Source organism: Bradyrhizobium sp. WYCCWR15520 (assembly GCF_056174665.1).
The window spans coordinates 1-26102 of record NZ_JBWBWM010000015.1 but is presented as its reverse complement, the minus strand read 5'-3'; the positions used below and the strand labels follow the sequence as shown (position 1 = coordinate 26102).

The 26102-nt window shown below is 63.6% G+C and carries 23 protein-coding genes and 1 pseudogene; 18 read left to right on the top strand and 6 right to left on the bottom strand.

The genetic code is table 11. The features are described from left to right. Positions 1 to 18: 18 nt before the first annotated feature. Positions 19 to 1554 (bottom strand): galactarate dehydratase, encoded by a 1536-nt coding sequence (gene garD / locus AC0QUY_RS18390; RefSeq protein WP_475387838.1) that lies wholly within the window; start codon positions 1552 to 1554, stop codon positions 19 to 21. Between the two features lie 305 nt (positions 1555 to 1859). Between garD and ytfQ the strand changes: the two genes are divergently transcribed. The 11 genes from ytfQ (at position 1860) to mmsB (ending at position 14207) form a co-directional block, all read left to right on the top strand. Next, positions 1860 to 2825 carry a galactofuranose ABC transporter, galactofuranose-binding protein YtfQ gene (gene ytfQ / locus AC0QUY_RS18385; protein WP_475387837.1) on the top strand — a complete coding sequence of 322 codons (966 nt, stop codon included), beginning with the start codon at positions 1860 to 1862 and terminating at the stop codon, positions 2823 to 2825. 136 nt (positions 2826 to 2961) lie between these two features. Next, complete coding sequence (locus tag AC0QUY_RS18380; protein WP_475387836.1) at positions 2962 to 4494, top strand: sugar ABC transporter ATP-binding protein; 1533 nt, start codon at positions 2962 to 2964, stop codon at positions 4492 to 4494. Next, positions 4494 to 5489 carry an ABC transporter permease gene (locus AC0QUY_RS18375; RefSeq protein ID WP_161853206.1) on the top strand — a complete coding sequence of 332 codons (996 nt, stop codon included), beginning with the start codon at positions 4494 to 4496 and terminating at the stop codon, positions 5487 to 5489. Before AC0QUY_RS18380 ends, AC0QUY_RS18375 begins: the two co-directional genes overlap by 1 nt. Next, entirely contained in the window at positions 5486 to 6469 is a 984-nt protein-coding gene (yjfF, locus tag AC0QUY_RS18370; protein WP_161853207.1) for a galactofuranose ABC transporter, permease protein YjfF, read from the top strand. Before AC0QUY_RS18375 ends, yjfF begins: the two co-directional genes overlap by 4 nt. Next, on the top strand, positions 6466 to 7242 hold the full coding sequence (locus AC0QUY_RS18365) for a FadR/GntR family transcriptional regulator (RefSeq protein ID WP_161853208.1): 777 nt from the start codon (positions 6466 to 6468) through the stop codon (positions 7240 to 7242). The genes yjfF and AC0QUY_RS18365 overlap by 4 nt, the downstream gene beginning before the upstream one ends. Continuing rightward, positions 7239 to 8171 carry a Gfo/Idh/MocA family protein gene (locus AC0QUY_RS18360; protein WP_475387835.1) on the top strand — a complete coding sequence of 311 codons (933 nt, stop codon included), beginning with the start codon at positions 7239 to 7241 and terminating at the stop codon, positions 8169 to 8171. Before AC0QUY_RS18365 ends, AC0QUY_RS18360 begins: the two co-directional genes overlap by 4 nt. Further along, positions 8168 to 9307 carry an aldose epimerase family protein gene (locus tag AC0QUY_RS18355; protein WP_475387834.1) on the top strand — a complete coding sequence of 380 codons (1140 nt, stop codon included), beginning with the start codon at positions 8168 to 8170 and terminating at the stop codon, positions 9305 to 9307. The genes AC0QUY_RS18360 and AC0QUY_RS18355 overlap by 4 nt, the downstream gene beginning before the upstream one ends. A 14-nt stretch (positions 9308 to 9321) precedes the next feature. Next, the gene (locus tag AC0QUY_RS18350; RefSeq protein WP_475387965.1) at positions 9322 to 10206 is read left to right on the top strand and encodes an SMP-30/gluconolactonase/LRE family protein; all 885 of its coding nucleotides are present in this window, start codon (positions 9322 to 9324) and stop codon (positions 10204 to 10206) included. Positions 10207 to 10321: 115 nt separating this feature from the next. Beyond that, the gene (gene chvE, locus AC0QUY_RS18345; protein ID WP_161853211.1) at positions 10322 to 11395 is read left to right on the top strand and encodes a multiple monosaccharide ABC transporter substrate-binding protein; all 1074 of its coding nucleotides are present in this window, start codon (positions 10322 to 10324) and stop codon (positions 11393 to 11395) included. A gap of 71 nt (positions 11396 to 11466) precedes the next feature. Then, on the top strand, positions 11467 to 13029 hold the full coding sequence (gene mmsA, locus AC0QUY_RS18340) for a multiple monosaccharide ABC transporter ATP-binding protein (protein WP_475387833.1): 1563 nt from the start codon (positions 11467 to 11469) through the stop codon (positions 13027 to 13029). Further along, positions 13026 to 14207 (top strand): multiple monosaccharide ABC transporter permease, encoded by a 1182-nt coding sequence (mmsB, locus tag AC0QUY_RS18335; RefSeq protein WP_475387832.1) that lies wholly within the window; start codon positions 13026 to 13028, stop codon positions 14205 to 14207. The genes mmsA and mmsB overlap by 4 nt, the downstream gene beginning before the upstream one ends. A gap of 244 nt (positions 14208 to 14451) precedes the next feature. Here mmsB and kdgD read toward each other — a convergent pair whose 3' ends face one another. Further along, positions 14452 to 15402 carry a 5-dehydro-4-deoxyglucarate dehydratase gene (gene kdgD, locus AC0QUY_RS18330; RefSeq protein ID WP_475387831.1) on the bottom strand — a complete coding sequence of 317 codons (951 nt, stop codon included), beginning with the start codon at positions 15400 to 15402 and terminating at the stop codon, positions 14452 to 14454. 63 nt (positions 15403 to 15465) lie between these two features. Then, on the bottom strand, positions 15466 to 16392 hold the full coding sequence (locus AC0QUY_RS18325) for a LysR family transcriptional regulator (protein ID WP_475387830.1): 927 nt from the start codon (positions 16390 to 16392) through the stop codon (positions 15466 to 15468). A gap of 234 nt (positions 16393 to 16626) precedes the next feature. On the opposite strand from AC0QUY_RS18325, the gene AC0QUY_RS18320 reads away from it, so the two are divergent. The 3 genes and pseudogenes from AC0QUY_RS18320 to AC0QUY_RS18310 all read left to right on the top strand — a co-directional run bounded on the left by AC0QUY_RS18320 (position 16627) and on the right by AC0QUY_RS18310 (position 19597). Next, the gene (locus AC0QUY_RS18320; protein ID WP_475387829.1) at positions 16627 to 17613 is read left to right on the top strand and encodes a Bug family tripartite tricarboxylate transporter substrate binding protein; all 987 of its coding nucleotides are present in this window, start codon (positions 16627 to 16629) and stop codon (positions 17611 to 17613) included. 9 nt (positions 17614 to 17622) lie between these two features. Next, the gene (locus AC0QUY_RS18315; RefSeq protein WP_475387828.1) at positions 17623 to 18072 is read left to right on the top strand and encodes a tripartite tricarboxylate transporter TctB family protein; all 450 of its coding nucleotides are present in this window, start codon (positions 17623 to 17625) and stop codon (positions 18070 to 18072) included. 25 nt (positions 18073 to 18097) lie between these two features. Next, positions 18098 to 19597, top strand: a pseudogene (locus tag AC0QUY_RS18310) (tripartite tricarboxylate transporter permease). Between the two features lie 12 nt (positions 19598 to 19609). Here the strand turns inward: AC0QUY_RS18310 and AC0QUY_RS18305 are convergent. From AC0QUY_RS18305 to AC0QUY_RS18295, 3 genes are read right to left on the bottom strand one after another with little or no spacing between them, the layout of a single operon-like run. After that, positions 19610 to 20299 (bottom strand): DUF1045 domain-containing protein, encoded by a 690-nt coding sequence (locus AC0QUY_RS18305; protein ID WP_475387827.1) that lies wholly within the window; start codon positions 20297 to 20299, stop codon positions 19610 to 19612. Between the two features lie 20 nt (positions 20300 to 20319). Then, the gene (locus AC0QUY_RS18300; protein ID WP_475387826.1) at positions 20320 to 21513 is read right to left on the bottom strand and encodes an alpha-D-ribose 1-methylphosphonate 5-triphosphate diphosphatase; all 1194 of its coding nucleotides are present in this window, start codon (positions 21511 to 21513) and stop codon (positions 20320 to 20322) included. Beyond that, positions 21510 to 22175, bottom strand: a complete 666-nt coding sequence (locus AC0QUY_RS18295) for a transferase hexapeptide repeat family protein (protein WP_475387825.1) — start codon at positions 22173 to 22175, stop codon at positions 21510 to 21512. Before AC0QUY_RS18295 ends, AC0QUY_RS18300 begins: the two co-directional genes overlap by 4 nt. A gap of 188 nt (positions 22176 to 22363) precedes the next feature. Here AC0QUY_RS18295 and phnC point away from each other — a divergent pair, with 188 nt between their 5' ends. The 4 genes from phnC (at position 22364) to phnE (AC0QUY_RS18275) (ending at position 25970) form a co-directional block, all read left to right on the top strand. Then, positions 22364 to 23179, top strand: a complete 816-nt coding sequence (gene phnC / locus AC0QUY_RS18290; RefSeq protein ID WP_475387824.1) for a phosphonate ABC transporter ATP-binding protein — start codon at positions 22364 to 22366, stop codon at positions 23177 to 23179. A gap of 75 nt (positions 23180 to 23254) precedes the next feature. Then, positions 23255 to 24163 carry a phosphonate ABC transporter substrate-binding protein gene (phnD, locus tag AC0QUY_RS18285; RefSeq protein WP_161853222.1) on the top strand — a complete coding sequence of 303 codons (909 nt, stop codon included), beginning with the start codon at positions 23255 to 23257 and terminating at the stop codon, positions 24161 to 24163. Between the two features lie 68 nt (positions 24164 to 24231). Next, a complete protein-coding gene (gene phnE / locus AC0QUY_RS18280) occupies positions 24232 to 25119 on the top strand; it encodes a phosphonate ABC transporter, permease protein PhnE (protein ID WP_161853223.1) in 888 nt (295 codons plus the stop codon). Further along, entirely contained in the window at positions 25116 to 25970 is an 855-nt protein-coding gene (phnE, locus tag AC0QUY_RS18275) for a phosphonate ABC transporter, permease protein PhnE (protein ID WP_161853224.1), read from the top strand. The genes phnE (AC0QUY_RS18280) and phnE (AC0QUY_RS18275) overlap by 4 nt, the downstream gene beginning before the upstream one ends. Positions 25971 to 26102 lie beyond the last annotated feature (132 nt).

The following is a 26102-nucleotide window of genomic DNA, read 5'->3' as shown; positions in this document are numbered from 1 at the left end:
GCTCGCCCCTGCATCGCGTCAGGTCACCGGACCGGGATTGAACAGCGCCAGCGCGTTGGTCAGCTTCCAGTGCTCGGCCCAGGTCTCGCGGCCGCTCGCGACGTCGAGCATGAGGCGGAAGATCTCCCAGCCGACGTCCTCGATCGTGGCATCGCCCGTGGCGATGCTGCCGGCGTCGACGTCGATCAGATCGTGCCAGCGTTGCTTGAGCTCGCTGCGCGTCGACACCTTGATGACGGGGACGGCGGCAAGTCCATAGGGCGTGCCGCGGCCGGTGGTGAAGACGTGCAGCGTCATGCCCGAGGCAAGCTGCAGCGTGCCGCAGACAAAATCGCTGGCCGGGGTCGCCGCAAAAATCAGCCCTTTTTCGCGGACACGCTCGCCCGGCGCCAGCACGCCCGCGATCGGGCCGGTGCCGGACTTGATGACGGAGCCCATCGCCTTCTCGACGATGTTGGAGAGGCCGCCTTTCTTGTTGCCTGGCGTGGTGTTGGCGCTGCGGTCGGCCTCGCCGCCGGCGAGATAGCGGTCATACCAGGCCATCTCGCGCACCAGTGCATCCGCCACCTCCTGGTTCGCCGCACGTGGTGTCAGCAGATGGATGGCGTCGCGTACCTCCGTGACTTCGGAGAACATCACGGTGGCGCCGGCACGAACCAGAAGATCGGCGGCGAAGCCGAGTGCCGGATTGGCTGTTACCCCCGAGAACGCATCGCTGCCGCCGCATTGCATGCCGACCACCAGCGCCGAGGCCGGGCAGGTCTCGCGGCGGCGCTGGTCCAATATCTTGAGGCGCGCGTCGGCCATCTGCACGATGTCCTCGACGATTTCGCCGAAGCCGGTGAGGCCTTCATCCTGCATCCGCATGATTTCGTCATCGGCGCTCATGCCCTCGGGCAGCAGCAGTTCGGGCTGCAGCTTCTCGCAGCCAAGGCCGACGATCATCACCTCGCCGCCGAAATTGGGATTGCGGGCCAGGTTCTGCAGCGTGCGGATCGGCACCGCGGCGCCCGGCGCGTTGATCGCGACCCCGCAGCCATAGGCATGCGTGACAGCCACGACGTCGTCGACGTTGGGATATTTCGGCAGCAGTTCCTTGCGAATCCGCTCCAGCGCAAACTCGACCGTGCCGGCGACGCATTGCACGCTGGTCGAGATCGCGAGGATGTTGCGGGTGCCGACCGAACCGTCGGCATTGCGATAGCCTTCGAACGTGTAGCCTTCCAGCGGCGGCAGCCGGATCGCGCCGCCATTCGGCTGCGGCAGATTGTCGAAGGAGGGCGCATCGGGCATCTGCACCAGCGATTCCTTGACCCAGCTACCTCTGGCGATCGGCGCTGCGGCATGGCCGATGACCTCGCCGTAGCGGCGAATGGCTTCGTCCTTGCCGATGTCGGCGAGGGCAACCTTGTGGCCCTGCGGAATCTGTTCGATCAGCCGCAAGCCGCAGGCAAATTCGGCACCCGGATGCAGACCGCCGCGGTTCGCGACAATCGCGACGTTATCGTCCGCATGCATGCGGATGTAGAGCGGTTTCGCGGCGGCGGGCTGCATGTCGAATCCTCGGGGTGCTGTCGGCATCAGACCACGCGTAACTGCGCCGCATGCGTCGGGCAAACAAGGTCAAACCGCTGGTGCGATCAAGCCACCGCCGGGCGAGGAAGTCGTCGCATAGAGGGAGGGTGAGCCAACCCACGAGGGAGTGACGGCTGGAACCAAATAGTCAAATAATATGACTAGTCAGCGCCAACCTTCCGTGAAATATTCCGCACGCTGCCGCCAACGGGCAGCGAAAAGGTGCCCTGATACCGAAATCGGGGATGCGGGCACCTTGAACAACATTTGGGAGAATGCGCCTCATGACCTCCAAAGCCCTTCTTGCGGCCACTGCGCTGGTCGCTCTCACCCTCGCACTGCCGGCAACTGCCGCCGAACTCACCGTCGGCTTTTCCCAGATCGGGTCCGAATCCGGCTGGCGGGCGGCGGAAACCTCGGTCTCCAAATCGGAGGCCACCAAGCGCAAGGTCACGCTCAAGATCGCGGACGCCCAGCAGAAGCAGGAGAACCAGATCAAGGCGATCCGCTCCTTCATCGCCCAGGGCGTCGACGCCATCTTCCTCGCGCCTGTCGTGTCGAGCGGCTGGGATGCGGTGTTGAAGGAGGCCAAGGAAGCCAAGATTCCGGTCGTGCTGCTCGACCGTGACATCGATCCGTCGGGCAAGGAGCTTTATCTCACCGCCGTCACCTCGGACAGCGTGCACGAAGGCGCGGTCGCTGGCGAATGGCTGGCGAAGGCGGTGGCCGGCAAGGCGTGCAACGTCGTCGAGCTGCAGGGCACAGTGGGCGCCAGCGTCGCGGCCAACCGCAAGAAGGGTTTTGACAGCGTGGTCGCCAAGAACGCCAACCTCAAGGTGGTGCGCAGCCAGACCGGCGACTTCACCCGCGCCAAGGGCAAGGAGGTGATGGAAAGCTTCATCAAGGCCGAAGGCGGCGGCAAGAATATCTGCGCGGTCTATGCCCATAACGACGACATGATGGTTGGCGCGATCCAGGCGATGAAGGAGGCCGGCCTCAAGCCGGGCAAGGACATCCTGACGGTGTCGATCGACGCGGTGCCTGACATCTTCAAGGCGATCGCAGCCGGAGAGGCCAATGCGACCGTCGAGCTGACGCCGAACATGGCGGGTCCGGCGCTCGATGCGATCATGGCCTACAAGGCGAAGGGAACGGTGCCGCCGAAGTGGATCCAGACGGAATCGAAGCTCTATACGGCCGCCGACGATCCGCAGAAGATCTACGACAGCAAGAAGGGCCTGGGCTACTGACCGTCCGGCCTTGTGCCGCCGGGTTTCAAGTCAGCCCCGGACCCGGCGGCACCACCCTTCTCGATGAATCCGCCTCACAAGGCGAACATGCCAGGCGTTCGCGCGCGATGCGAACGTCGGTGGGAGTGATGCCGGCATGAATGCAGCTTCCAACCCTGGCCCGGCTCTGCTGGAAGTGCGGGGCCTGAGCAAGAGTTTTGGCACGCTGCGCGCCCTGCAGGCGGTGGATTTCACCTTGCGGGCCGGCGAAATCCACGCGCTGCTGGGCGAGAACGGCGCAGGCAAGTCCACTTTGATCAAGGCCGTGACGGGCGTCTTCCCACGTGACGCCGGTATTGTCAGGCTCGGCGGCGCCGAGGTGGCGCCACGCTCGGCCAAGGCCGCGGTCGATGCGGGGATTGCGACCGTCTATCAGGAGGTCAATCTGCTCCAAAACCTGTCGGTGGCGCAAAACCTCTATCTCGGCAGGCAGCCGACGCGGTTCGGCCTGGTGCGCGAGGCCGAGATGCGCCGCCGCGCCACCGCGCTGCTCGCCGAATTCGATCTGCATATCGACGTCGCCGAGCCGCTCGGCAACTATTCGGTCGCGGTGCAACACATCGCGGCAATTGCGCGCGCCGTCGACCAGTCGGCACGCGTGCTGATCCTCGACGAGCCGACAGCGAGCCTCGATCGCCACGAGGTGGAAATCCTCTTCGCCGTGATGCGCAAGCTCGCTACGCGCGGGATCGGCGTCATCTTCGTCACGCATTTCCTCGATCAGGTCTACGAGATCTGCGACCGTATCACGGTGCTGCGCAACGGCCGGCTGATCGGCGAGCGGACCACCGGCGAACTGCCGCGGATCGAATTGATCCGCATGATGCTCGGTCGCGAGCTTGCCGAGACGACGAGTGAGCGCGCGGCAGCGCAGGCGCGGCAGGTAGGGGAGACCTGCGCGCGTTTCGAGGACTACGGCAAGGCCGGCTATGTTGCACCATTCAATCTTGAGCTTCGTCGCGGCGAGGTGGTTGGGCTGGCCGGCCTGCTGGGGTCGGGCCGCACCGAGACTGCACGGCTGGTGTTTGGCGCCGAGCGCGCCGACAGCGGCAGCGCGACGGTCGAAGGCAAGCCGGTCCGGCTGCAATCGCCGCGTGATGCCGTCGCCCATGGCTTCGGCTATTGCCCGGAAGAGCGCAAGACCGACGGCATCATTGCCGATCTCACCGTGCGCGAAAACATCGTGCTGGCGCTGCAGGCCAAGCGCGGCCTCGCAAAACCGCTGTCTCGCGCCGAGCAGGACGAGATCGCCATGCGTTTCATCCGGATGCTCGACATTCGCCCGCCGGAGCCGGAGCGGCCGATCGGGTTGTTGTCCGGCGGCAACCAGCAGAAGGTGCTGCTCGCCCGCTGGCTCGCCACCGCGCCGCGCGTTCTGGTGCTGGACGAGCCGACCCGCGGCATCGATGTCGGCGCTCACGCCGAGATCATTCGCCTGATCCGCGAACTCTGCGACGACGGCCTCGCGCTCCTGGTGATTTCCTCCGAGCTCGATGAGATCGTGACCTATTCCGATCGGGTAATCGTGCTGCGCGATCGCGCCCATGTTGATGAGCTGGAAGGGGAAGCCATCGACGTCTCCAATATACTGGCGGCGATTGCCGCCGGTGCGGAAGCCGGGCAAGCATGATGCCAGGACTGTTGCAAAGACTGCTGCAAAGCCGAGGCCTTGCCCAGATCGTCGCCTTGCTGGTGATCCTTGCAATTGACCGGGCCGTCTCGCCGCAATTCTTCGATTTGCGGATGCAGGACGGACGGCTGTTCGGCAGCCTGATCGACGTCCTCAACCGCGGCGCACCCGTCGCGCTGCTGGCGCTCGGGATGGTGCTGGTTATCGCGACGCGGGGCATCGACCTGTCGGTGGGTGCGGTGATGGCTATATCAGGCGCCATTGCCGCCAGTCTCGCCGACGCGTACGGCCTGCCGCTCGCGCTCGCCGCCGCGCTCGGCGCCGGGTTGTTGTGCGGGCTGTGGAATGGCTTCCTTGTTGCGGTGCTCGGCATCCAGCCGATCGTCGCGACCCTGATCCTGATGGTGGCGGGACGCGGCGTCGCGCAGCTCATTACCGAGGGGCGGATCGTCACCTTCACCGCGCCCGATCTTGTCTGGCTCGGCAATGGCGCCGTGCTCGGTGTGCCGACGCCGGTCGCGGTCGTGCTGGGCATGCTGATCATCACCGGCGCGGTGGTCCGTGGCTCGGCGCTCGGTCTGTTGATCGAGGCGACCGGCGGCAACGCAAGGGCGAGCGAACTGGCCGGCATTGGCACGCGCGCGATGATCCTCGCGGTCTATGTCTGGTGCGGCCTGTGCGCGGCGCTCGCCGGCGTGATCGCCGCCGCCGACATCATGGGCGCCGACGCCAACAATGCCGGGCTCTGGCTCGAACTCGACGCCATTCTGGCGGTCGTGATCGGCGGCACCTCGCTGTTCGGCGGACGCTTCAGCCTGATACTGGCAATGGTCGGTGCGCTGATCATCCAGGCGATGAACACCGGCATTCTGCTGTCGGGCTATCCGCCGGAGTTCAATCTCCTCGTGAAGGCGGCCGTCGTGCTTGTCGTCCTGCTGCTGCAGTCGCCGCGCTTCGCCAATGCCGGGGCCGTGCTGGGGAGGACGCGCCAATGAGAGGGCTGCCGCCGGTTGCGATCACGGCCATTGTCTTCGTCGTCGGATTTGCGCTCTGTACGGTGCAATTCCCCAATTTCGCGTCTACCCGGGTGGCGGCCAATCTGCTGACCGACAATGCCTTCCTCGGCATCGTCGCCACCGGCATGACGTTTGTGATTATTTCCGGCGGCATCGACCTGTCGGTCGGTTCGGTGATCGGCTTCACCACCGTGTTCGTCGCGCTGGCGATCGAGCGCCTCGGCGTGCCGCCGCTGGTCGCTTTCGCCGCAATTCTGCTGCTGTGCGCCGCCTTTGGCGCGGCCATGGGTGCCATCATCCATTTCTTCGACATGCCGCCTTTCATCGTCACGCTGGCCGGCATGTTCCTCGCCCGTGGCGCCAGCTTCCTGATGTCGACGGAATCGACGCCGATATCAGCGCCGCTCTATTCGACGGTGTCGGATTTCGCGCTGCGACTGCCCGGGGGAGGCCGGCTCACCGCCATCGCCCTCATCATGCTTGCGGTGGTCGCGGCCGGAGCGGTGCTGCTGCACTTCACCCGCTTCGGGGCCAACGTCTACGCGCTTGGCGGCAGCCGGGCGACCACGGCGCTGATGGGCATTCCGGTCGGATCGATGACGGTGCGCATCTATATGCTGTCGAGCGTGCTTGCCGGGCTCGCCGGCATCGTGTTCTCCTTCTACACGGCGGCGGGCTATTCCCTGTCGGCCGTCGGCGTCGAACTCGATTCGATCGCGGCCGTGGTGATCGGAGGCACCCTGCTGACCGGTGGCCAGGGCTCGGTGGTCGGCACATTGCTCGGCGTGCTGATTCAGGGCCTGATCCAGACCTACATCAATTTCGATGGAACCCTGTCGAGCTGGTGGACCAAGATCGTGACCGGTATCCTGCTTTTCGCTTTCATCGCCTTGCAGCAGGCCATGCTCGGCATCGCCCGCCGCGCCGGCTCCCGCAAGGCAGGAGTCCTGAAATCATGACCTCCCGGCTTGTCGTCATCCCGACGCGGCGTGCGCACTCCAACCACGCCGAGGTTGCCCGCAGCATCGGCATCGACATCATCGCCGGCCGTTACGCCGAGGGCGTCCGCCTGCCTGGCGATGCCGAACTCACGGCGATGTTCGGCGTGTCGCGGCCGGTCTTGCGTGAGAGTGTTAAAACGCTGGTGGCCAAGGGCCTGCTCACCACCAAGGCGCGGGTCGGCACCGTGGTGCGCGAGCGTGGCGCCTGGAACATGTTCGACGCCGATGTGCTGGCCTGGCATCTCGATGCCGGCATCGACCGGCGCTTTCTCAACGATCTCGCCGAGATTCGCCTGGCGGTCGAGCCGCGCGCCGCCGCGCTCGCAGCGGCCCGCCGGTCGGAAGCCGACATCGCCGAACTCAATCGGAGCATGGAGCGGATGCGGCGCGAGGCGTCCGACTCCGTTGGTTTTGCCGATGGTGATCTTGCCCTGCATCTGGCCGTCGCCAACGCGTCCGGCAATCTGTTCATGCGCTCGATCGGCAATGTCATCGAGGCGGCGTTGCGCGCCTCGTTCCTGCTCAGCGCGCCGGTGGAGACACAGGATCGAGAGACGGTGCTGCTGTGGCATCAGCGGATTGTCGATGCGATCGCGAGCGGCGATGCCGAGGCGGCGACCGCGGCCATGGCCGAGGTGATCTATAATGGGCTGCGGCGCCACGAGGGGACACCGGCATCATCCGGGGCCGCGCCTGCGGTCCCTGCAGCCGAGCCTGGAGCGCAATCATGAGCCCGCTTCGCGTCGCCATCGTGGGTTTCGGCAAAATCGCGCGCGACCAACACGTGCCGGCGATTGCTGCGACTGACGGCGTGGAGCTGGTTGCCATCGCCAGCCGCAATGCGTCGCTATCAGGCGTGCCGCATGCGGCGACGCTCGATGAGCTCCTGCGCGACGGTCCGCCGATCGACGCCGTGGCGCTATGCACGCCGCCGCAGGTTCGTCACGCCCAGGCGGCGATGGCGCTTGCCGCGGGCAAGCACGTGATGCTGGAAAAGCCGCCGGGCGCCACGGTCGCTGAAATCAGGCCGTTGACGGTTGCAGCCACCGCTGCGCAGCGCACGTTGTTTGCCACATGGCACTCGCGCTTCGCCTCGGCCGTCGAGCCGGCGCGGCAATTGCTGGCCGGCCGGAAGGTCACTTCAGTCAAAATTACTTGGAAGGAAGACGTTCGGGTCTGGCATCCGGGACAGGCGTGGATCTTCGAGGCGGGCGGGCTCGGCGTGTTCGATCCCGGCATCAACGCGCTCTCGATCCTGACGCGAATTCTGCCGCAGCCGTTGTTCGTAACTTCGTCTGACCTCGCGTTTCCCGCCAACCGCGACGCACCGATCGCGGCCAACCTTGCGCTCGGCGATGCAGAGGGGCTGAAGATCACGGCCGAATTCGACTTCCGCCAGACCGGCCCGCAGAGCTGGGACATCGATCTCGAAACCGATGGCGGCCCGGTCACGCTGTCCATGGGCGGGGCAAGGCTGAGGGCAGGGGGCGCGCAACTCGTCGATGCCGTGGATGCCGAATATGCCGGGCTCTACCGCCGCTTCCGCAAACTGACTGCAACCGGCGAGAGCGACGTCGATCTCGCGCCGTTGCAGCTCGTTGCCGACGCGTTCCTGCTGGGCCGACGCCGCACGGTCGAGCCATTCGAGGACGCGACATGAGCGGTCCGTCCGTCTCTCGCGTCGCGCGTTCCCGCTTCGGCGTCCTGCCTGACGGCAGTGAGGTCGAGCGCATCGTCCTGCAATGGGATGGCGGACTAGAAGCACGCCTCATCACCTATGGAGCGAGCCTACAGGCGTTGCTGGTGCCGGATATCGCCGGACGTCCCGACGACATCGTGCTCGGTCATGACACGTTCGAAGGATATCTGGCCCGCCGGCAATTCTTCGGTGCGACGGTCGGGCGCTACGCCAACCGCATTGCCGGTGCGCGCTTTGTGCTCGACGGCGCCAACGTGCAGCTCGCGGCCAATAACGGGGCCAATGCGTTGCATGGCGGGCTGGAGGGTTTCGATCGCCGTAACTGGCGCATTGTCCGGATCGATGATGGAGATCAGCCGGCCGTGACGCTGGCCTATACCAGCGCCGATCGCGAGGAGGGCTATCCCGGCACGCTGGATGTGGAGGTAACCTGGCGCCTCAGCGGACCGATGGACCTCTCCCTCGATATGACGGCGCGAACCGATCGCCCCACCGTGGTCAATCTCACCAACCACAGTTTTTTCAATCTGTCCGGCGCACGCTCTGGCCGGCAAATTCTTGACCATCATCTCACCGTGGCGGCGGATCATTTCCTCGCCATTGATGCCGGCGCGATCCCGCTACCGCAGCCACCTATGGCGGTGGCCGGCACGCCATTCGACTTCCGTGCAGGGAATGAGATCGGCGCGCGGATTCGCGACGACCATCCGCAGCTCCGCGTTGGCCGCGGCTACGATCATAATTTTTGCCTCGCCCCGCCAGGCGGCGAACCTCGCTTCGCGGCGCGGCTCGCGGCGCCTGCGTCCGGACGGGTACTTGAACTGTTCACCAACCAGCCCGGCCTGCAGGTCTATTCCGGAAACTTTCTCGACGGCTCCACCGGCGGAAAGGGCGGTCGCCTGTATCGCCAATCCGACGCCATCTGCCTCGAGCCGCACGCCTGGCCCAATACGCCCAATCGGCCCGACTTCCCGACCGCACGGCTGGCGCCCGGTGAGGTCTATCGCCACACCACCCTGTATCGCTTTACGCATACAAACCAGGGCGCAATCGGGACACAATCCGAGGTAGAGTTGCCCGGAAGGAGCGGGCGATGATTGGTGGTCAGAGGATGGAGGAGGTGGCGACGACCGTTCTCTGCGGCGAGCGCTGCCATCTTGGCGAGGGACCGACCTACGACGCCGCCACCGACACGGCCTGGTGGTTCGATATCCTCGGGCGCCGGCTGTTCGAGGCGCGGCTCGACACCGGGCAGACCACCATCCATTCGCTCGGCGTGATGGGCAGCGCGCTTGGGCGGATCGATGCGCATCGCCAGCTCCTCGTCGCCGATGACGGCCTCTATATCCGCGAGCCTGCGAATGGAGCGATGGCGCTGTACCGTCCGCTCGAAGCCGACAACGCCGCCACGCGCTCGAACGATGCAAGGGTGCATCCGTCCGGCACCTTCTGGATCGGCACCATGGGCCGCAACGCCGAGCGGGGGCTGGGCGCCATCTATGCGCTGCATCGCGGCGAGCTGTCGCAGCTCTACGACCACATCTCGATTCCGAACGCGATCTGCTTCTCGCCGGACGGGACTATCGGCTACTTCGCCGACACCGGAAAGAACGTGTTGTTCCGCGTCGAGCTCGATCCGGCGACCGGCCTGCCGCGTGGCGAGCCGGCTGCGCTCGTCACCCGGCGTAACGGCGGCGGTATCGACGGTGCGGTCGTCGATGCCGACGGGCTGATCTGGAACGCGCGCTGGGGCGGCGGCTGCATTGACGTCTACAGCCCGGAAGGCGTGCATCTGCGCACGATCCGCGTTCCGGCGCGGCAATCGAGCTGTCCCGCTTTTGTCGGCCAGGATCTCTCGCGTCTGCTGGTTACCTCGGCCTGGCAGGGAATGGCTGAGGACGCCAAGCGGGCCGATCCCGACCATGGTCGCACCTTTGTGCTCGATGTCGCCGTGCGCGGCCGCGCCGAACCGGACGTCAAACTTGCGACGGGTTGATGGAGGAGATGAGGCGCGGCACAAGCGCGAAAGACCAAGCGAGTTTCAAGAACCGCAGTTCAGCGGTCCGACAATCCAGGGAACCAAAGATCCTCTGATATCAAGGGAGTGAAGCATGACTAGTCTGAAGACCACATTGTCGGCGCTTGCGCTGGCGGCAACCATGGCCGCAACGGCGGTGACCGGCGCTTTCGCCCAGAGCAAGGGAACCGTCGGCATTGCCATGCCGACAAAATCTTCGGCGCGCTGGATCGACGACGGCAATAACATCGTCAAGATCCTTAAAGAGCGCGGCTACGGCACCGACCTGCAATATGCCGAGGACGATATTCCAAACCAGCTCTCCCAGGTCGAGAACATGGTGACCAAGGGCGCCAAGGTGCTGGTGATCGCGGCAATCGACGGCACCACGCTGTCCGACGTGCTGAAACAGGCCAAGGCCAAGGGGATCATCGTGATCGCCTATGACCGGTTGATCCGCGACACGCCCAATGTCGATTACTACGCCACCTTCGACAATTTCCAGGTCGGGGTGCTGCAGGCCCAATCGATTGAGCAGGCGCTGGGCTTGAAGGAAGGCAAGGGCCCCTTCAACATCGAATTGTTCGGCGGCTCGCCGGACGACAACAACGCCTACTTCTTCTACAACGGGTCGATGTCGGTGCTGCAGCCCTATATCGACAGCGGCAAGCTGGTGATCGGCAGCGGCCAGAAGGGCATGGACAAGGTCTCGACGCTGCGCTGGGACGGCGCCACCGCCCAGGCCCGCATGGACAACCTGCTGAGCGCGTTCTACGGCCGCAAGCGGGTCGATGCCGTGCTCTCGCCCTATGACGGCCTCTCCATCGGCATTCTCTCGTCGCTGAAGGGCGTCGGCTATGGCAGCGGCAACATGGCGATGCCAATCGTGAGCGGCCAGGACGCCGAGGTGCCGTCGATCAAGTCGATGCTGCGCGGCGAGCAATATTCGACCATCTTCAAGGATACCCGCGATCTCGCCAAGGTTACTGCCGACATGGTCGACGCCGCGCTCAGCGGCAAGGAAGTGACCGTCAACGACACCAAGACCTACAACAACGGCGTCAAGGTGGTCCCTTCCTATCTCCTGAAGCCGGTCGTCGTCGACAAGAGCAACTGGGAGAAGGTGCTGATCGACAGCGGCTACTACAAGAAGTCGCAGATTAACTAAGCGGAACGGCGGCGCCGGCGATGGCTGGCGCCGCCGATGGCAGCGGTTGAGACAAGGGATGCGATGGCGCGATGACCGCAATTCTCGAAATGCGCGGCGTGAGCAAGAGCTTTGCCGGGGTGCAGGCCCTGCGAGATGTCAACTTCACGGTGGAGGCGGGCCAGATCCACGCGCTGGTCGGCGAGAACGGCGCCGGGAAGTCGACCCTGATGAAGGTTCTGAGCGGCGTCTATCCCCACGGCGACTACGAAGGCAGCATCATCTTCGACGGCGAGGAGCGGCGCTTTCGCGACATCAATGATTCCGAAGCGCTCGGCATCATCATCATTCACCAGGAACTGGCGCTGATTCCGCTGATGTCGATCGCGGAGAACATCTTTCTGTCGCATCCGCCGTCACGCCTCGGTGTGATCGACCGCGACACCGTCTACCGCCGGACCCAGGAATTGATCGCCCAGGTCGGCCTTACCGAGATGCCCGATACACTGGTGACGGATCTCGGCGTCGGCAAGCAGCAATTGGTCGAAATCGCCAAAGCCCTGTCCAAGCGGGTGCGACTGCTCATTCTCGACGAGCCGACCGCCAGCCTGAACGAGAATGACAGCGCGGCGCTGCTGGATCGCCTGCTGGCTTTCCGCGCTCAAGGCATCGCCTCGATTCTGATCTCGCACAAATTGTCGGAGGTCGCGCGCGTCGCCGACCGGATCACGGTGCTGCGCGACGGCCGCACCGTCGACAGCATCGATTGCCGGGCTGAACCGGTGGAAGAGGACCGGATCATCCGCAGCATGGTCAATCGCGACCTTGCTCATCGTTTTCCGCAGCGCACCGCCGCGATCGGCGAGCCGGTCTTCACCGTCAAGGACTGGACGGTGCATCATCCGCTGCACCGGGATCGCCGGACAATCAAGAGCGTGGATTTCGAGGTCCGGCGCGGGGAGGTGGTCGGGATCGCCGGGCTGATGGGCGCCGGCCGCACCGAATTCGCCATGAGCCTGTTCGGCCGCGCCTGGGGCGAGCGGATCAGCGGGCGTGTCTGGCTCGATGGAAGGGAAGTGAATCTATCCAGCGTAGCAGCGGCGATCGATGCCGGTCTCGCTTACGTCACCGAGGATCGCAAGGAACTTGGCCTGATCCTGGACGCCGACGTCCGCAAGAACATCACGCTGGCGAGCCTTGGGCGCGTGGCGCGGCAGGGCGTGATCGACGACATGTCCGAATTGCGCGTCGCGAGCGACTACCGCAACCGGATGCGGATCCGCTGTTCCGACGTCTATCAGGAGACCGGCCAGCTTTCCGGCGGCAACCAGCAGAAGGTGGTGCTGTCGAAATGGCTGATGACCGATCCGAAAGTATTATTCCTCGACGAGCCGACGCGCGGCATCGACGTCGGGGCAAAGTACGAAATCTATTGTATCATCAATGAGCTTGCCGAGGCGGGCAAGGGGGTGGTGATGATCTCGTCGGAAATGCCGGAACTGCTCGGCGTCTGCGACCGCATCCTGGTGATGAATGACGGCGCCTTCGTCGGTGAATTCGCCGCTGCCGAGGCCACCCAGGAAAGGATCATGCGCGCTATCATGCGCAACAAGGAAATGGACAAGAAGGTACTTCAGGGAGAATTGCAGCCATGACCGACAAGGCGGTTGCGCTGCCCGGGCACACCGGCTTCATCAAGAACAATCTGCGCAACTACGGCATGCTGCTGTCGCTGTTTGCGATCATGCTGTTCTTCCAGGTCATGACCGACGGCACGCTGCTGCAGCCGCTCAACCTGACCAATCTGGTGCTGCAGAACAGCTACATCGTGATCATGGCGCTCGGCATGCTCCTGATCATCGTCACCGGCCATATCGACCTCTCGGTCGGCTCGGTGGCGGGCTTCGTCGGCGCCGTCGCTGCGGTGCTGATGGTGCGCTATCATGTGGCCTATCCGCTGGCCTTCCTTGCCTGCCTGTTGGTGGGCGCGCTGATCGGCGCCGCGCAGGGCTATTGGGTTGCCTATTTCAAGATCCCGTCCTTCATCGTGACGTTGGCCGGCATGCTGGTGTTCAAGGGCCTTGCGCTCGCGATTCTGGCGGGGCAGTCGGTCGGACCGTTTCCGCCGACCTTCCAGAAACTGTCGTCGGGCTTCATTCCCGAACTGTTTCCCGGCGCCGGCACGCTTTATCCGACCTCGCTGTTGATCGGGGCCGTGCTGGCGGTGGCGCTGGTCTATACCAGCGCCAAGAGCCGGGCGCGGCAGGCCTCGCATGGCATCGAGGTCGAGCCCTTTGGGTTCTTCGTCGCCAAGAGCGCGGTGCTGTTCGCCGTGATCGTGTTCTTCGCCGGCCTGATCGCCTCGCATCGCGGCCTGCCCAACGTGCTTGTCATCATGACGGTGCTGATCGCGCTCTATGGCTTCGTCACTACCCGCACCGTGATTGGCCGTCACATCTACGCCATCGGCGGCAACGCCAGGGCGGCCAGCCTGTCCGGCATCAAGACCGAACGGCTGACGTTTCTGACCTTTGTCAACATGGGGGTGCTGGCGGCATTGGCCGGCCTTGTGTTTGCCGCGCGGCTCAATACGGCGACGCCGAAGGCCGGCGCCGGCTTCGAGCTCGATGTCATTGCGGCCTGCTTTATCGGCGGAGCATCGGCCTATGGCGGCGTCGGCAAGGTTGGTGGCGCCGTGATCGGCGCCATGATCATGGGCGTCATGAACAACGGCATGTCGATCCTCGGCATCGGCATCGACTACCAGCAGGTGATCAAGGGCCTGGTGCTGCTCGGCGCCGTCTGCCTCGACGTCTATAACCAGCGGCGATAGGGCGGCTGGCGGCTAGAGCAGGATGAGATGAGGTTGGGCCGTGACGACGGACCATCTCGGGCCCCGGACGCAAGCGGCCAAAGTGCTGCGGACCGAGGCCGATTCTACTTTGCATGGGGTTGTTTTCGCGATTTTGTGTCCGCATCCTGCGGTGTACCGCCGAAGAGTATCTGCACTGCGTCCGGGACACGAGATCGTGCTTCGCACTAACGGCGAATCGATTCCGACTCCACCTCATCCCGATCTAGGCGGCTGCCAGCTCGCGCTTGGCGAACTCGCACGTCTCGAGACGCGCGACGAGTGCCGCCAGTTCCTCGGTCTCGGCCGGCGTCAGGTCCGTCAGCGGCGAGCGGACATGGCCGCTGTCACGGCCGATCACCTTCATGCCCGCCTTGATGATCGAGACGGCATAGCCGCGCTTGCGGTTGCGGATTGCGATCAAGGGAAGGATGAAGTCGCGCAGCCCCGCCTGCACCGTCTCGCGGTCGCGTCGCCGCACGGCCGCGTAGAACTTGGTCGAGAACCCCGGAACGAAATTGAATACCGCCGAGGAATAGGTGGTGACGCCCATTTCCAGATAGGGCAGCGCAAAGGTCTCAGCGGTCGGCAGCCCACCGATATAGGTCAGCCGGTCGTCCATGCGCAGATGGATTCGGGTCATCGGTTCGATGTCGCCGATGCCGTCCTTATAACCAACCAGGTTGGGGCAGCGCTGGCACAATCTCTCCAGCGTATCCTCGTTCAGGATCGCATTATCGCGGTTGTAGACGATGACGCCGAGCTTGGTTGAGTTGCACACCGCCTCGACGTGGGCGGCCAGCCCCTCCTGTTCGGAGAAGACCAGATAGGGCGGCAGCAGCAGCAAACCGTCGGCACCTGCCGCCTCGGCTCCAATGGCAAGTTGCGTCGCCATCGCCGTACCGTAACCGACGCCGGCGAGCACCGGCACGCGTCCCCTGGTTTCGTCCACCGCCGTTGCCACCACCTTCAGGACTTCGGCCGGGCTCAGCGAGAAGAATTCGCCGGTGCCGCCGGCGGCGAAGAGACCTGCCACCTCGTAGCCGCACAGCCACTCCAGATTGGAGCGGTAGCGGGCTTCGTCGAACGCGTTGTCGGGCCGAAATGGCGTGACGGGGAACGACAGCAGGCCATTGCCGATCTGGCTGGCCATCTCCTTGGGGGTCATCCTGCTCATGATCTGATCCTTCAGCGGCTTGCGCTGAAGGATTAATGCAAGAGGGTCACATATGGAGACCAATCACTGTATCGATCGATCCATTGATTGGATCGAGCCCGCCTGAGCGGCGAGGCCGCGGGCGATGCCGGCAATGACGGGAAGAAGCGGGTTGTCGTTGTCGCCGCGCCAAACAAAGAACAATTCGGCCGGCCGCTGCCACTGCATCAGCACGGGCCGCAGCACCACGCCGCTGAAGCGCAGGTTCAGCGCAGTTTCGGGGACTAACGCCACGCCGACGCCGGAATGCACCATGGCGAGGATCGAATGGATCTGGGCAAGATGCTGCACGTAATTCGGCACCAGGCTTGCGCGCGAGAACAGCTCGACCAGGAGATCGTGGAAATAGCGAGCTTCATAAGGTTCGTACATGATGAAGGGCTCGCTCGCGAGGTCCTCCAGGCGTAGTTGGTCTGCCTGCGCCAGAGGATGGCCGCCCGGCAACGCCGCGACCAGCGTCTCTGCCGTCACGCGGAAGGCGTCAAGGCCGCCACGCGGAATCGGCGGGCGAAGCAGGCCGATATCGATCTCGCCGGAATCGAGCCGCTTGAGCTGGTCGCTGGAGACCATTTCCTTCAGCGATATTTCGACATCCGGCAGTTCACGCCGGCAGGCCGCAACCAGAGCCGGCACGTAGCTGTAGGCCGATGTCGCCGTGAAGCCGATATTGATCGATCCGGCCTTGCCGCTTGCCATCCGCCGGGCCAGCACGGCTGCGCTTTCGGCCAGCTTGAGCAGATGCCGCGCATCCACCAGAAAACGGTGCCCGGCGGGCGTCAGCCGGACGGCGCGGTTGCTGCGCTCCAGAAGCGTCACATCAAGGACGCGTTCGAGAATCTGGATCTGACGGCTGAGCGGCGGCTGCGTCATGTTCAGCCGCAACGCCGCACGCCCGAAATGCAGTTCTTCTGCAACTGCAACGAAGCAACGCAACTGGCTCAATTCAAACATGAAACCCGCATTTTCGACGTGAGACGAGGGACCGGTGACCGGCCGGATGTCCTGCTTCTATAGGCTGAGACATGGCCGATCCATCCAAAAAAGGTATCGACCTATCCGCAGACTAGTTCATGGGCGAGCTAGCCCATGACCTATCATTCTCCCAACGCAGCCTCGAAGGCCTGCAGCCTGCCGGTGAAACGGCGGGATCGCGCTGAACTGCGCTTTGAAACGGAGGAAATACCGATGTCTATGCCATCTCTCGCCCGGGCGATCGCCGCCGTTGTCCTTTCAGTGTCGATATGTGTCCTGGCGCCAGGCGGGGCCGTGGCTCAGAATTTCGAGCGGCCGGTGCGGCTGATCGTGCCGTTTGCTCCGGGTGGCACCTCGGACATCCTGGCCCGCCTGATCGGCCCGAAGCTATCCGCTGCCATCGGGCAGTCGGTTGTGGTCGAGAACAAGCCCGGTGCCGCAGGCAATCTTGGCGCCGACGCCGTCGCCAAGGCGCAGCCTGACGGTCACACTTTGTTGCTGATGGATGTCGGATCGCTGGCTACGGCGCCGAGCCTGTTCTCCGATCTCACTTTCGACGTTGAGAAGGACCTCGCGCCCATTTCCATGGTGATGTTCGGCCCCTACGTCCTGGCCGTCCATGAATCGGTGCCGGCGAAGTCAACGAAGGAACTGATCGAATACGCCAAGGCCAACCCGAACAAGCTTACCATCGCCAATTCGGGCGTCGGTGGCGCCACCCACATCACGGCAGTGGCGATGGCGAAGCAACTCGGGATTCAGTGGAAGAACGTTCCCTACAAGGGAGGCGCTGCCGCCTCGCGCGCCGTCGTATCCGGAGAGAGCGGCGTGATTATCAACGGCGCTATTGCAACCATGCCGTTCGTGTTGAACAAGCAACTCACCGGACTTGCGGTCACCGGGGAGCAGCGGCTGGCGTCGGCTCCCGATCTGCCAACCTTCAAGGAGGCGGGCCTGCCCGGCGGCGCCGCCGGGACCTGGCAGGGCATCCTGACGACGGGCGGAACGCCGCCCGCCATGGTCGCGCGATTGAGCGCTGAAATCCGCAAGATCCTGGCAGAGCCCGAAATTCAGCAGAAGATCGCCGAGCAGGGCGGCGTCGTGAAGGCCCAATCGCCGGAGGAATTCCGCAACTGGCTCAAGGATGCCACGGCTCGTTGGGGCACCATCATCCGTGAGGCCGGCATCAAGGGTAGCTGAGGCGGGCCGATGACGCGTTCCCGGATCGACCTTCAGGATCTGCTGTTCGGCCTGTTTCTGGTGGCGGTGGCGGCGGGTACGCTCGTCGCCACGTGCAACCTGACGGTCGGCCACGCCGCCGATATGGGGCCGGGCTACATGCCTCGCGTTGTCGTGCTCGCGCTGATGGGCTTCGGTCTGTTCTTCACGGGGCGCGGACTCTGGCGCATGCGCGTCGGCATCGCGCCGATTCAGTTGCGGCCGCTGCTGGCGATCCTGGCGTCTGTCGGCGTTTTCGCGCTGACAGCCGAGCGCCTCGGCCTCGCCATCGCTTCCGTCGTCACCGTGATCCTCGCCAGCCTCGCCACGCGAGAAGGACGGGTCGTCGAGACGGTGGCGTTTGCCGTCCTGCTTTCAGGTGCGGCGGTGCTTCTGTTCGTCAAGTTGCTGGGCCTGCCGATCCCGATCTGGCCCCGCTAGGCCGGCGCGATTTCAGGCAACGCATATGGATCTCTTCAACAATCTGCTGATGGGCCTTTCGACGGCCCTCGAACTCAACAACCTCCTGTTCTGCCTGATCGGCGTGGTCATCGGGACCGCGATCGGCGTGCTGCCCGGCATCGGTCCGATTCCGACAGTGGCGTTGCTGTTACCCTTCACCTTCGGCCTGTCGCCCCCGAGCGCCATGATCATGCTGGCCGGCATCTTCTACGGCGCGCAGTATGGCGGCTCGACCACCGCCATCCTGGTCAATGTGCCGGGCGAGACGTCGTCGGTCGTCACCTGTATTGACGGTCACTAGATGGCCAAGCAGGGCAAGGCCGGAACCGCGCTCGCCATTGCGGCCATCGCTTCGTTCTTTGCCGGCACGATGGCGACGATCGTGATTGCCGTCCTGAGCGTACCGTTGTCGGTGCTCGCGCTTAAATTCACCGCGGTCGAATATTTCAGTCTCCTCGTGCTCGGCCTGATCGCCGCGGTCGTCCTCGCGCATGGTTCGGTCGCCAAATCGCTGGCGATGGTGCTGCTGGGGCTGTTGCTCGGCCTCGTCGGGATCGACATCTCTTCGGGCGTCGCGCGCATGACCTTCGGCATTGCTGCTCTTTCGGACGGGCTTGATTTCGTGCCGATCGCGATGGGCCTGTTTGGGCTCGGCGAGATCATCGCCAACCTTGAGAGACCCGCCGAGCGGCGCGTCGTCAGCCAGTCAATCCGCAGCCTGATTCCGAGCCGGGAGGATCTGCGGGCAGCCTTTCCGGCGATGGTGCGCGGCACGACGCTCGGCTCCGTGCTGGGCGTATTGCCCGGCGGCGGCGCCGCGCTTCCGCCGTTCTCCTCCTATGCGCTGGAGAAGAAGCTCGCGCGCGATCCCTCGCGGTTCGGCAAGGGCGCCATCGAGGGCGTCGCCGGTCCGGAGGCCGCCAACAATGCCGGCGCCCAGACCAGCTTCATTCCGCTGCTCACCCTCGGCATTCCCGCCAACGCGCTGATGGCGCTGATGATCGGCGCGCTGATGATGCAGGGCATCCAGCCCGGCCCGCAGATCATGACCGAGCAGCCCAAGCTCGTCTGGGGCGTCATCGCCAGCATGTGGGTCGGCAATCTGATGTTGCTGGTGATCAACCTCCCGTTGATTGGCCTCTGGGTCTCGATGCTGAAGATTCCCTATCGCCTGCTGTTTCCCGCTATCGTCCTGTTCTGCTGCATCGGCACTTATGGCATTGCCAACAGCCCGTTCAACGTTTGGTTGATGATGGGCTGCGCCTTGCTCGGCTATTTCTTCATCAAGATCGGCGTCGAGCCGGCGCCGCTTCTGCTTGGCCTCGTGCTCGGGCCGCAGCTTGAGGAAAATTTCCGGCGCGCGATGCTGATCGCGGACGGCGATTTCACCGTCTTTCTGTCGCGGCCGATCAGCGCGGTCATTCTCGGCGTCGTCGCCATTCTGTTGCTGGCGTTGCTGTCGCCGGCAATCCTGAAAACGCGCAAGGAAGCGCTGGCGGAGTGAATACCGGCGGTGTCAATCGTGCAATTGCCAGCGGCCGATGACTCGAAACCGCGAACTCGCATCGTCCTGACGGCATAGCGCGATGGCGTCGATCGCGAGCGTCTCGATGCAGGTTGTCGCAAACCTCTCGCACAGCATCGCCACGACCTGCTCGCGCCGTTCCGTGGGCAGTCGTCCGGTCAGCGTCATGTGGAAGCGGAATTCCTCGAAGACATAAGGATAACCCCAGCGGTCGAGATAGTCGCGTTGCCGTGGCGTCAGCGCTGCCGGATTTCGCCGCGCGCGATCTTCCGCGCTGAGGGGAGCGCGGAACGGATCGAATGCCTTGGTCGCCTCGGCGGCAAGCAGGTCGAGATCTGCCGACGGTTCGGCGGGAATTATCGCAATGAAACCGCTGATCGAATCGACGACCGGCCGAATCACCGGCACCGGCCGGGCGAGATCGGCAAACAACTCGCATGCCGCGGCAAGCCGCATTTCGTCCTTGCGGTCGGCCAGCGCTATCGGGGCCTTCAGGGTGGCGTGAAAGCCATATTTGCGCGGCTCGCGCGTCAGGCCGCACCAGTCCGCTGGAAGACCATCCGGAAAGGGAAGGTCTTCGCCGCTATGGGCGTCGTAGCCGAGCAGGGAGGCGCCGAAGCGGTCGAGCGCGCTGTCGGGTGCCGAGGTGTAGTAGATTGCGTAACGGGGGTATTTTGCCATTGCGCCAGAATAGAGCCGCCTTACGCGGCTGCAACCGCCTTGCGCGGAACGACGGATGAACGGACAAGACGGTTCGCCTCCGTCAGATGCACCAGCCGACCCGCGGCAATGACGGCGACTACCCGCGGCCGCAACGGCACCGCGTCATCGACGAGGATGATGTCGGCGCGCTGTCCCGCGGCGAGGGTGCCGCGATCGGCGAGGCCGGCGGCGCGCGCCGGCGCCGATGAAATCAATTGCCACGCCGCGGCCAGCGGCAGCACGCCGTCGGCCGCAAGCCGGAAGGCCGCCAATAGCGGCGCGGGATAATAATAGTCAGACGCCAGCACCGAACACAGGCCCTTGGCGATCATGTCGGATGCCCTGGTCCAGCCGGTGTGGCTGCCGCCGCGCACGACATTGGGCGCGCCGAACACGATGAAGTCGGAGGCTTCGGCAGCGTCGCGGGCAGTTTCCTCGTTGACCGGAAATTCGGCGATGGCAACGCCCTGCGCGCGAAAAGCCTGCCGCATCGCCGGGCTTTCATCGTCATGCGAGAGCATCCGGACATCAGCCGCGCGGGCCGCCTGCGCCAGCCGGCTGATCGACGCCGGCACGTCGTGGCCGCGGCAGACCACGCTTTCCACCAGGCGGTCGAACGCCTCATTGGTGAGCCCCGTGCGCTCAACCATTCGGCTGTGTTTCAGTGGTTTGGCTAGGCTGGCGACGGTCGAGTCCATATGATCGTTGAACGCGAACAGGTCGACGCGTCCTTCCGAAAGCCAGTCGATGATCTCGCTTTCGGCGTCGAGATTGTAGGTCTCGTGGCGTAGATGAAAACGGGTGTCGGCGGCGAGTTGCGGCCGGATCTGCTCGATCGCCTCCAGCAATTTGCGCGCATTGTCTGCGCTGCGCAGGCCGGGCTCCCACGACCATGTGGTGGCGTGGTAGACGGTCGTAATCCCGTTGCTGACCGCCTGCCTGTCGCTATCGACAAGTGCTACATCGATCGGAAAATCGACGCCGGGACGCGGCATGATCTGCCGCTCGAAGGCATCGCCATGCAGATCGACAATGCCCGGTAGCACCAGCAGCCGGTTAGCGTCGATCCCGGGTGCGCCATGGCTGTTGTCCGTACCGATGGCTGCGATCTCGCGGCCGGCGATCCGCAAGCCGGTTTCGGCGATTTCATTGCCGAGCAGGGCCCGGCCACCTTCAATGAACAATTCGGTCACGATGCGGCACTCTGATTGAATTGCTGATAGCGGGATGCTTCGGCCGATTGGTATTTTTCGAGAAAGCCTTCGACATCGAGCTTGCGGAAATCGGGCAGGGCGCGGCGAAGCGTCTCGTGGTCCCAGTCCCACCATGCGAGCTCCGTGAGCCGCCCGGCAATCGATTCCGGAAACCGCCGCTTGACCGGCCGGGCTGGATTGCCTGCAACGATGGCGTAGGCGGGCACGTCCTTGGTGACGATGGCGCCGGCTGCGACTACGGCGCCGGTGCCGATCGAGCGGCCGGGCAGAATGACCGCGCCGTGGCCGATCCAGACGTCATGGCCGATATGGACGTGATGCTCGCGCCGCCAGGCAAAGAACTCGGCATCGTCGCTCTCGCCCGGAAAATAGCTGCTGGCGCGATAGGTGAAATGCGCCTGCGAGGCCCGATGCATCGGATGATTGCCCGGGTTGATCCGCGTCATGGCCGCGATCGAACAGAACTTCCCGATCGTCGTGTAGGTGATCTGCGAGTCGTTCACGACGTAGGAATAATCGGCCATCGTGACCTCGAGCAGAATGGTCCGGGCGCCGACCTCGGTATAGGCGCCGAGCCGGCAGTTGCGCACTGACGCGGTGGGGTCGATCGTTGGTTCAGTGGAAAGCAACTTGCCGGCCATCGGTGGACGTCCATCAGCAATCGGGGAAGGGCGGTGCGCTCGTCTTCGATGCGCTTGATGACAGGATCATGACGGATGCATGACGCCGACCGCTGCTGTGGACGAACGCCGCACCGCAGCAGTCGTGTCACACAACTGTAAGATCGAGCCGCTAGCGATGCTCCACGACCGGAACTCTGGAGCACTACATGCTGGTGGTAGAAGGTTTGACGTGCCGGTTCGGCACCAAGGCCGCGGTAGACAATGCGTCATTCTCGATTCAGCCCGGCAGCTTCGTCGGCGTGATCGGCAGATCCGGCGCCGGAAAGTCTACGCTGCTTCGGATGATCAACCGTCTCGCCGAACCTTCCGAAGGCCGCATCCTGTTCGAAGGCGTTGACGTGACCGCGCTGCGCGGCAGGGAGTTGCGGCAGTGGCGTGCGCGCTCGGCGATGATCTTTCAGCAGTTCAATCTGGTCGGCCGGCTCGATGTCCTGACCAATGTGCTGATGGGGCGGCTTTCGACAGTGCCGACATGGCGGTCGCTGGCGCAGCTCTGGCCCGAAGAGGACAAGGCAATTGCGATGTCGGCGCTCGAGCAATTCGACATGGCCTCGATTGCGGCGCAGCGCGCCGACCAGCTCTCGGGCGGTCAGCAGCAGCGCGTCGCGATTGCGCGTGCGCTGGTTCAGCAGCCCGCAATGATACTCGCCGACGAGCCGATCGCCTCGCTCGATCCCCGCAACACTCGGATCGTGATGGATGCGCTGCTGCGCATCAACAAGCACTTCGGAATCACGGTGGTCTGCAATCTGCATTCGCTGGATCTGGCGCGCAGCTACTGCGATCGCCTGATCGGTATGGCCTCGGGTCGAATCGTATTCGACGGCGCGCCCGCGGCGCTGACCGATCGCATAGCGCGCGAACTCTACGATCTTGAGGCAGATGAGGTGATGGGCGTTGCGCCTGAGCATGTGCCGGCCAGCGCGGCGATTCCTGCTCTCGGCACGGTTGCCGCAGCCTGAGTGCTGCGTCTGTAAATCAAGAGTGGCGCGGGACTGAAATCTCGCCAGCTTCATCACTGCGAAACAGGAGACGTCATGATAGACCGTCATATGATTTTCGCCGCAGCGGCGGCATTGGTATTCTCTGCCTCGGCTGCCACGGCTCAGGACTGGAAGGCAAAATATCCTGAATTGGTGTTCGCAAAAGTTCCTGATGAGAATGCCTCGGGCACAACCAACCGATGGACGCCTTTGGCGGAGTATCTGTCCCGCGAGCTCGGAACCAAAGTCACGCTGCGGATCGCAAACGATTATGCCGCGGTCATCGAAGGCCAGCGGGCAGGGAACATCCACATAGCGATGTATGGCCCGGCGTCCTACGCGCGCGCTTACATCATCGGTGCGAAGGTCGAGCCGTTCGCGATCGAGGTGAATGGCGACGGAACCAAAGGCTATTATTCGGTCCTCTATGTCAAAAGCGATTCGAGCTACAAGGACATCAAGGACTTGAAGGGCAAGAATCTCTGCCTTGTCGATCCCAATTCAACGTCAGGCAACAACGTCCCGCGTTTCGCGATGGACAAGATGGGTATCGACCCGGAAAAATTCTTCTCCAAAGTAGTCTATTCGGGAAGCCATGAAAACGCGGTGATCGGACTTGCGCAGGGTACCTGCGACGCGGCGTTCAACTGGTGGAATGATGAGAAGGAGTCGAACCTGCTCCGGATGGAACGGAAGGGCATGGCGAAGGCCGCCGATTTCAAGATCATCATGAAGTCCGAACAGATTGTGAATTCGCCGATGGCGTATCTCGGCAGCCTGCCCGCCGACCTCAAGGCGGCGATCAAGAAGGCAGTGCTGGAAATTGCGGTGAAGGACAAAGCCGCTTTCGACAAGATCTACGAGGGGAAGCAGTTGCCCTTCGTGGAGGTTGATCACAAGGCCTATGAGGCTGTGATCGATCTGACTAAGTTTGTCGACAGCATTCGCAAGCAGAAATCCTGAGGGGAACGAAGGGACCAGATGGATTGGGCAGATCGCGAGATCTGCCCATTCTCTCTCCTGAACATCCCATGCGAACAGCAGTCCCCGAATTTCCGGAAGCCAGGCTGCGAGAGCTCGCTGATCGCTATGCGGCTGCGGTTGCCGCCAAGCGGCGGCGCGTTTGGCTAGGTTCGGCGGTCCTGATCGCCGCGGCGATTGCTGCTGGCTGGATGGGCGATGTCAACTTTGGGAATTTCGTCGAGAATTTCTGGCGCTTCCCGGCCTATTTTGCCAGCATCGCCCCTAAATTTTCGTTCTCGACTGCGTGGGTTGATCTCACGGAGTGGCTTTGGGGACTGCCTCGCTGGACGCGACTTCTCGGAGACACGTTGCTGATCGCGTATATGGGAACGCTCACTGGAGCGATATGCGGCTTCGTTCTCTGCTTCCTCGCATCGGCCAACCTCGTGAAGTCCCGCACGACCGTTTTTGTTACGCGGCGCGTTCTCGAATTTTGCAGGACCGTGCCGGAGATCGTCTTTGCCCTGATTTTTGTGCTGGCGTTTGGTCTGGGGCCGCTGCCGGGCGTTCTCGCCGTCGCAATCCATACCACTGGAGCGCTGGGCAAGCAGTTCGCCGAAGTTGTTGAGAATATCGATAGCAAACCGATCGAGGGGGTGGCGGCAAGCGGAGGAAGCTGGCTTCAGATTGTCCGGTTTGGCGCGGTGCCTCAGGTTCTCTCGAACTTCGTAAGCTATGCCCTGCTGAGATTCGAGATTAACGTCCGCGGCGCGGCCGTGATGGGCTTTGTCGGCGCCGGCGGGATCGGGCAGGATTTGATCGAGGCCGTCCGCAAATTCTATTACACCGATGTCAGCGCCATCCTTTTGCTCATTGTCGTCACCGTCATGTTGATCGACTTTATCACGGAGCGGGTGCGCCACCGCCTCCTCGGGCTGGAGGGCTCCGCGACATGAACTCCTTCAGTTTTGAAAACCGAGCCGGCATCGTTGAACGTTATCCGGACATTTTCCGCCCGGACTGGTGGCACCGAGCAAAAATCGCAATCGGCTTTGGCGGGGCGATAGCGCTTTTTCTGTTCGGGATTGTCCAGCTCGACATTCCCTTTCACCGACTCTCTGACGGAATGGTCCGGCTGGGTGAATTCGTTCGGCTCATGTTGCCGCCTAATGCTGGTTCCTGGGCGGAAGTATTGAAATATCTGCATGCGCTCGGAGAGACGGTTTCGATTGCATTTCTCGGCACGCTGGGCGGGGCACTGCTGGCGTTACCGGTATCCCTGCTGGCGGCGCGCAATGTAGTTGCAAACCGGATCATCCACCTTTTGACACGCCGCAGCCTCGATACCATCCGTGGTGTCGATACCTTGATCTGGGCCCTCATCTGGGTCGGCGTCGTAGGGTTGGGTCCGTTTGCAGGTATCCTTGCGGTCATCTGCAGCGATTTTGGGACTTTTGGGAAGTTATTCTCGGAAGCTATCGAGGCTGCCGACAAGAACCCCGCTGAAGGGGTCAGATCGTCGGGCGGCAACCATCTCCATAGCGTCCGGTTCGGATTGTTGCCGCAGGTTTTTCCGATCTTGTTGAGTCAGGTGCTCTACTATTTTGAATCGAATACGCGGTCAGCGACGATTATCGGAATCGTCGGGGCAGGCGGAATTGGACTTCAGCTTGCCGAACAAATCCGTGTGCTGGAATGGCAGAAAGTCTCTTTCCTGATCCTGATGATCCTGATCGCGGTGTCCGCCATCGACTGGATCTCGGGCAAACTGCGCTTTGCCATCATCGGGCAGCGGGCGTTGGCGTGATGATTCCGTAGATGGGGTAACGGGCCCCGGTCCACCCTCCAGGCAAGCCGCGCTTGCTACGGCGGTGTTGGGTGGCGCGCTTCGCGCGACCTGCCTGGAAGGCGGGCGGTCGTCCCTCACATTGATGGTGTT

What these genes read in the sequence shown, in the direction of transcription:
- garD (WP_475387838.1), bottom strand. Translation starts at nt 1,554, where the DNA reads ATGCAGCCCGCCGCCGCGAAACCGCTCTACATCCGCATGCATGCGGAC.
- ytfQ (WP_475387837.1), top strand. Translation starts at nt 1,860, where the DNA reads ATGACCTCCAAAGCCCTTCTTGCGGCCACTGCGCTGGTCGCTCTCACC.
- AC0QUY_RS18380 (WP_475387836.1), top strand. Translation starts at nt 2,962, where the DNA reads ATGAATGCAGCTTCCAACCCTGGCCCGGCTCTGCTGGAAGTGCGGGGC.
- AC0QUY_RS18375 (WP_161853206.1), top strand. Translation starts at nt 4,494, where the DNA reads ATGCCAGGACTGTTGCAAAGACTGCTGCAAAGCCGAGGCCTTGCCCAG.
- yjfF (WP_161853207.1), top strand. Translation starts at nt 5,486, where the DNA reads ATGAGAGGGCTGCCGCCGGTTGCGATCACGGCCATTGTCTTCGTCGTC.
- AC0QUY_RS18365 (WP_161853208.1), top strand. Translation starts at nt 6,466, where the DNA reads ATGACCTCCCGGCTTGTCGTCATCCCGACGCGGCGTGCGCACTCCAAC.
- AC0QUY_RS18360 (WP_475387835.1), top strand. Translation starts at nt 7,239, where the DNA reads ATGAGCCCGCTTCGCGTCGCCATCGTGGGTTTCGGCAAAATCGCGCGC.
- AC0QUY_RS18355 (WP_475387834.1), top strand. Translation starts at nt 8,168, where the DNA reads ATGAGCGGTCCGTCCGTCTCTCGCGTCGCGCGTTCCCGCTTCGGCGTC.
- AC0QUY_RS18350 (WP_475387965.1), top strand. Translation starts at nt 9,322, where the DNA reads ATGGAGGAGGTGGCGACGACCGTTCTCTGCGGCGAGCGCTGCCATCTT.
- chvE (WP_161853211.1), top strand. Translation starts at nt 10,322, where the DNA reads ATGACTAGTCTGAAGACCACATTGTCGGCGCTTGCGCTGGCGGCAACC.
- mmsA (WP_475387833.1), top strand. Translation starts at nt 11,467, where the DNA reads ATGACCGCAATTCTCGAAATGCGCGGCGTGAGCAAGAGCTTTGCCGGG.
- mmsB (WP_475387832.1), top strand. Translation starts at nt 13,026, where the DNA reads ATGACCGACAAGGCGGTTGCGCTGCCCGGGCACACCGGCTTCATCAAG.
- kdgD (WP_475387831.1), bottom strand. Translation starts at nt 15,402, where the DNA reads ATGAGCAGGATGACCCCCAAGGAGATGGCCAGCCAGATCGGCAATGGC.
- AC0QUY_RS18325 (WP_475387830.1), bottom strand. Translation starts at nt 16,392, where the DNA reads ATGTTTGAATTGAGCCAGTTGCGTTGCTTCGTTGCAGTTGCAGAAGAA.
- AC0QUY_RS18320 (WP_475387829.1), top strand. Translation starts at nt 16,627, where the DNA reads ATGTCTATGCCATCTCTCGCCCGGGCGATCGCCGCCGTTGTCCTTTCA.
- AC0QUY_RS18315 (WP_475387828.1), top strand. Translation starts at nt 17,623, where the DNA reads ATGACGCGTTCCCGGATCGACCTTCAGGATCTGCTGTTCGGCCTGTTT.
- AC0QUY_RS18305 (WP_475387827.1), bottom strand. Translation starts at nt 20,299, where the DNA reads ATGGCAAAATACCCCCGTTACGCAATCTACTACACCTCGGCACCCGAC.
- AC0QUY_RS18295 (WP_475387825.1), bottom strand. Translation starts at nt 22,175, where the DNA reads ATGGCCGGCAAGTTGCTTTCCACTGAACCAACGATCGACCCCACCGCG.
- phnC (WP_475387824.1), top strand. Translation starts at nt 22,364, where the DNA reads ATGCTGGTGGTAGAAGGTTTGACGTGCCGGTTCGGCACCAAGGCCGCG.
- phnD (WP_161853222.1), top strand. Translation starts at nt 23,255, where the DNA reads ATGATAGACCGTCATATGATTTTCGCCGCAGCGGCGGCATTGGTATTC.
- phnE (WP_161853223.1), top strand. Translation starts at nt 24,232, where the DNA reads ATGCGAACAGCAGTCCCCGAATTTCCGGAAGCCAGGCTGCGAGAGCTC.
- phnE (WP_161853224.1), top strand. Translation starts at nt 25,116, where the DNA reads ATGAACTCCTTCAGTTTTGAAAACCGAGCCGGCATCGTTGAACGTTAT.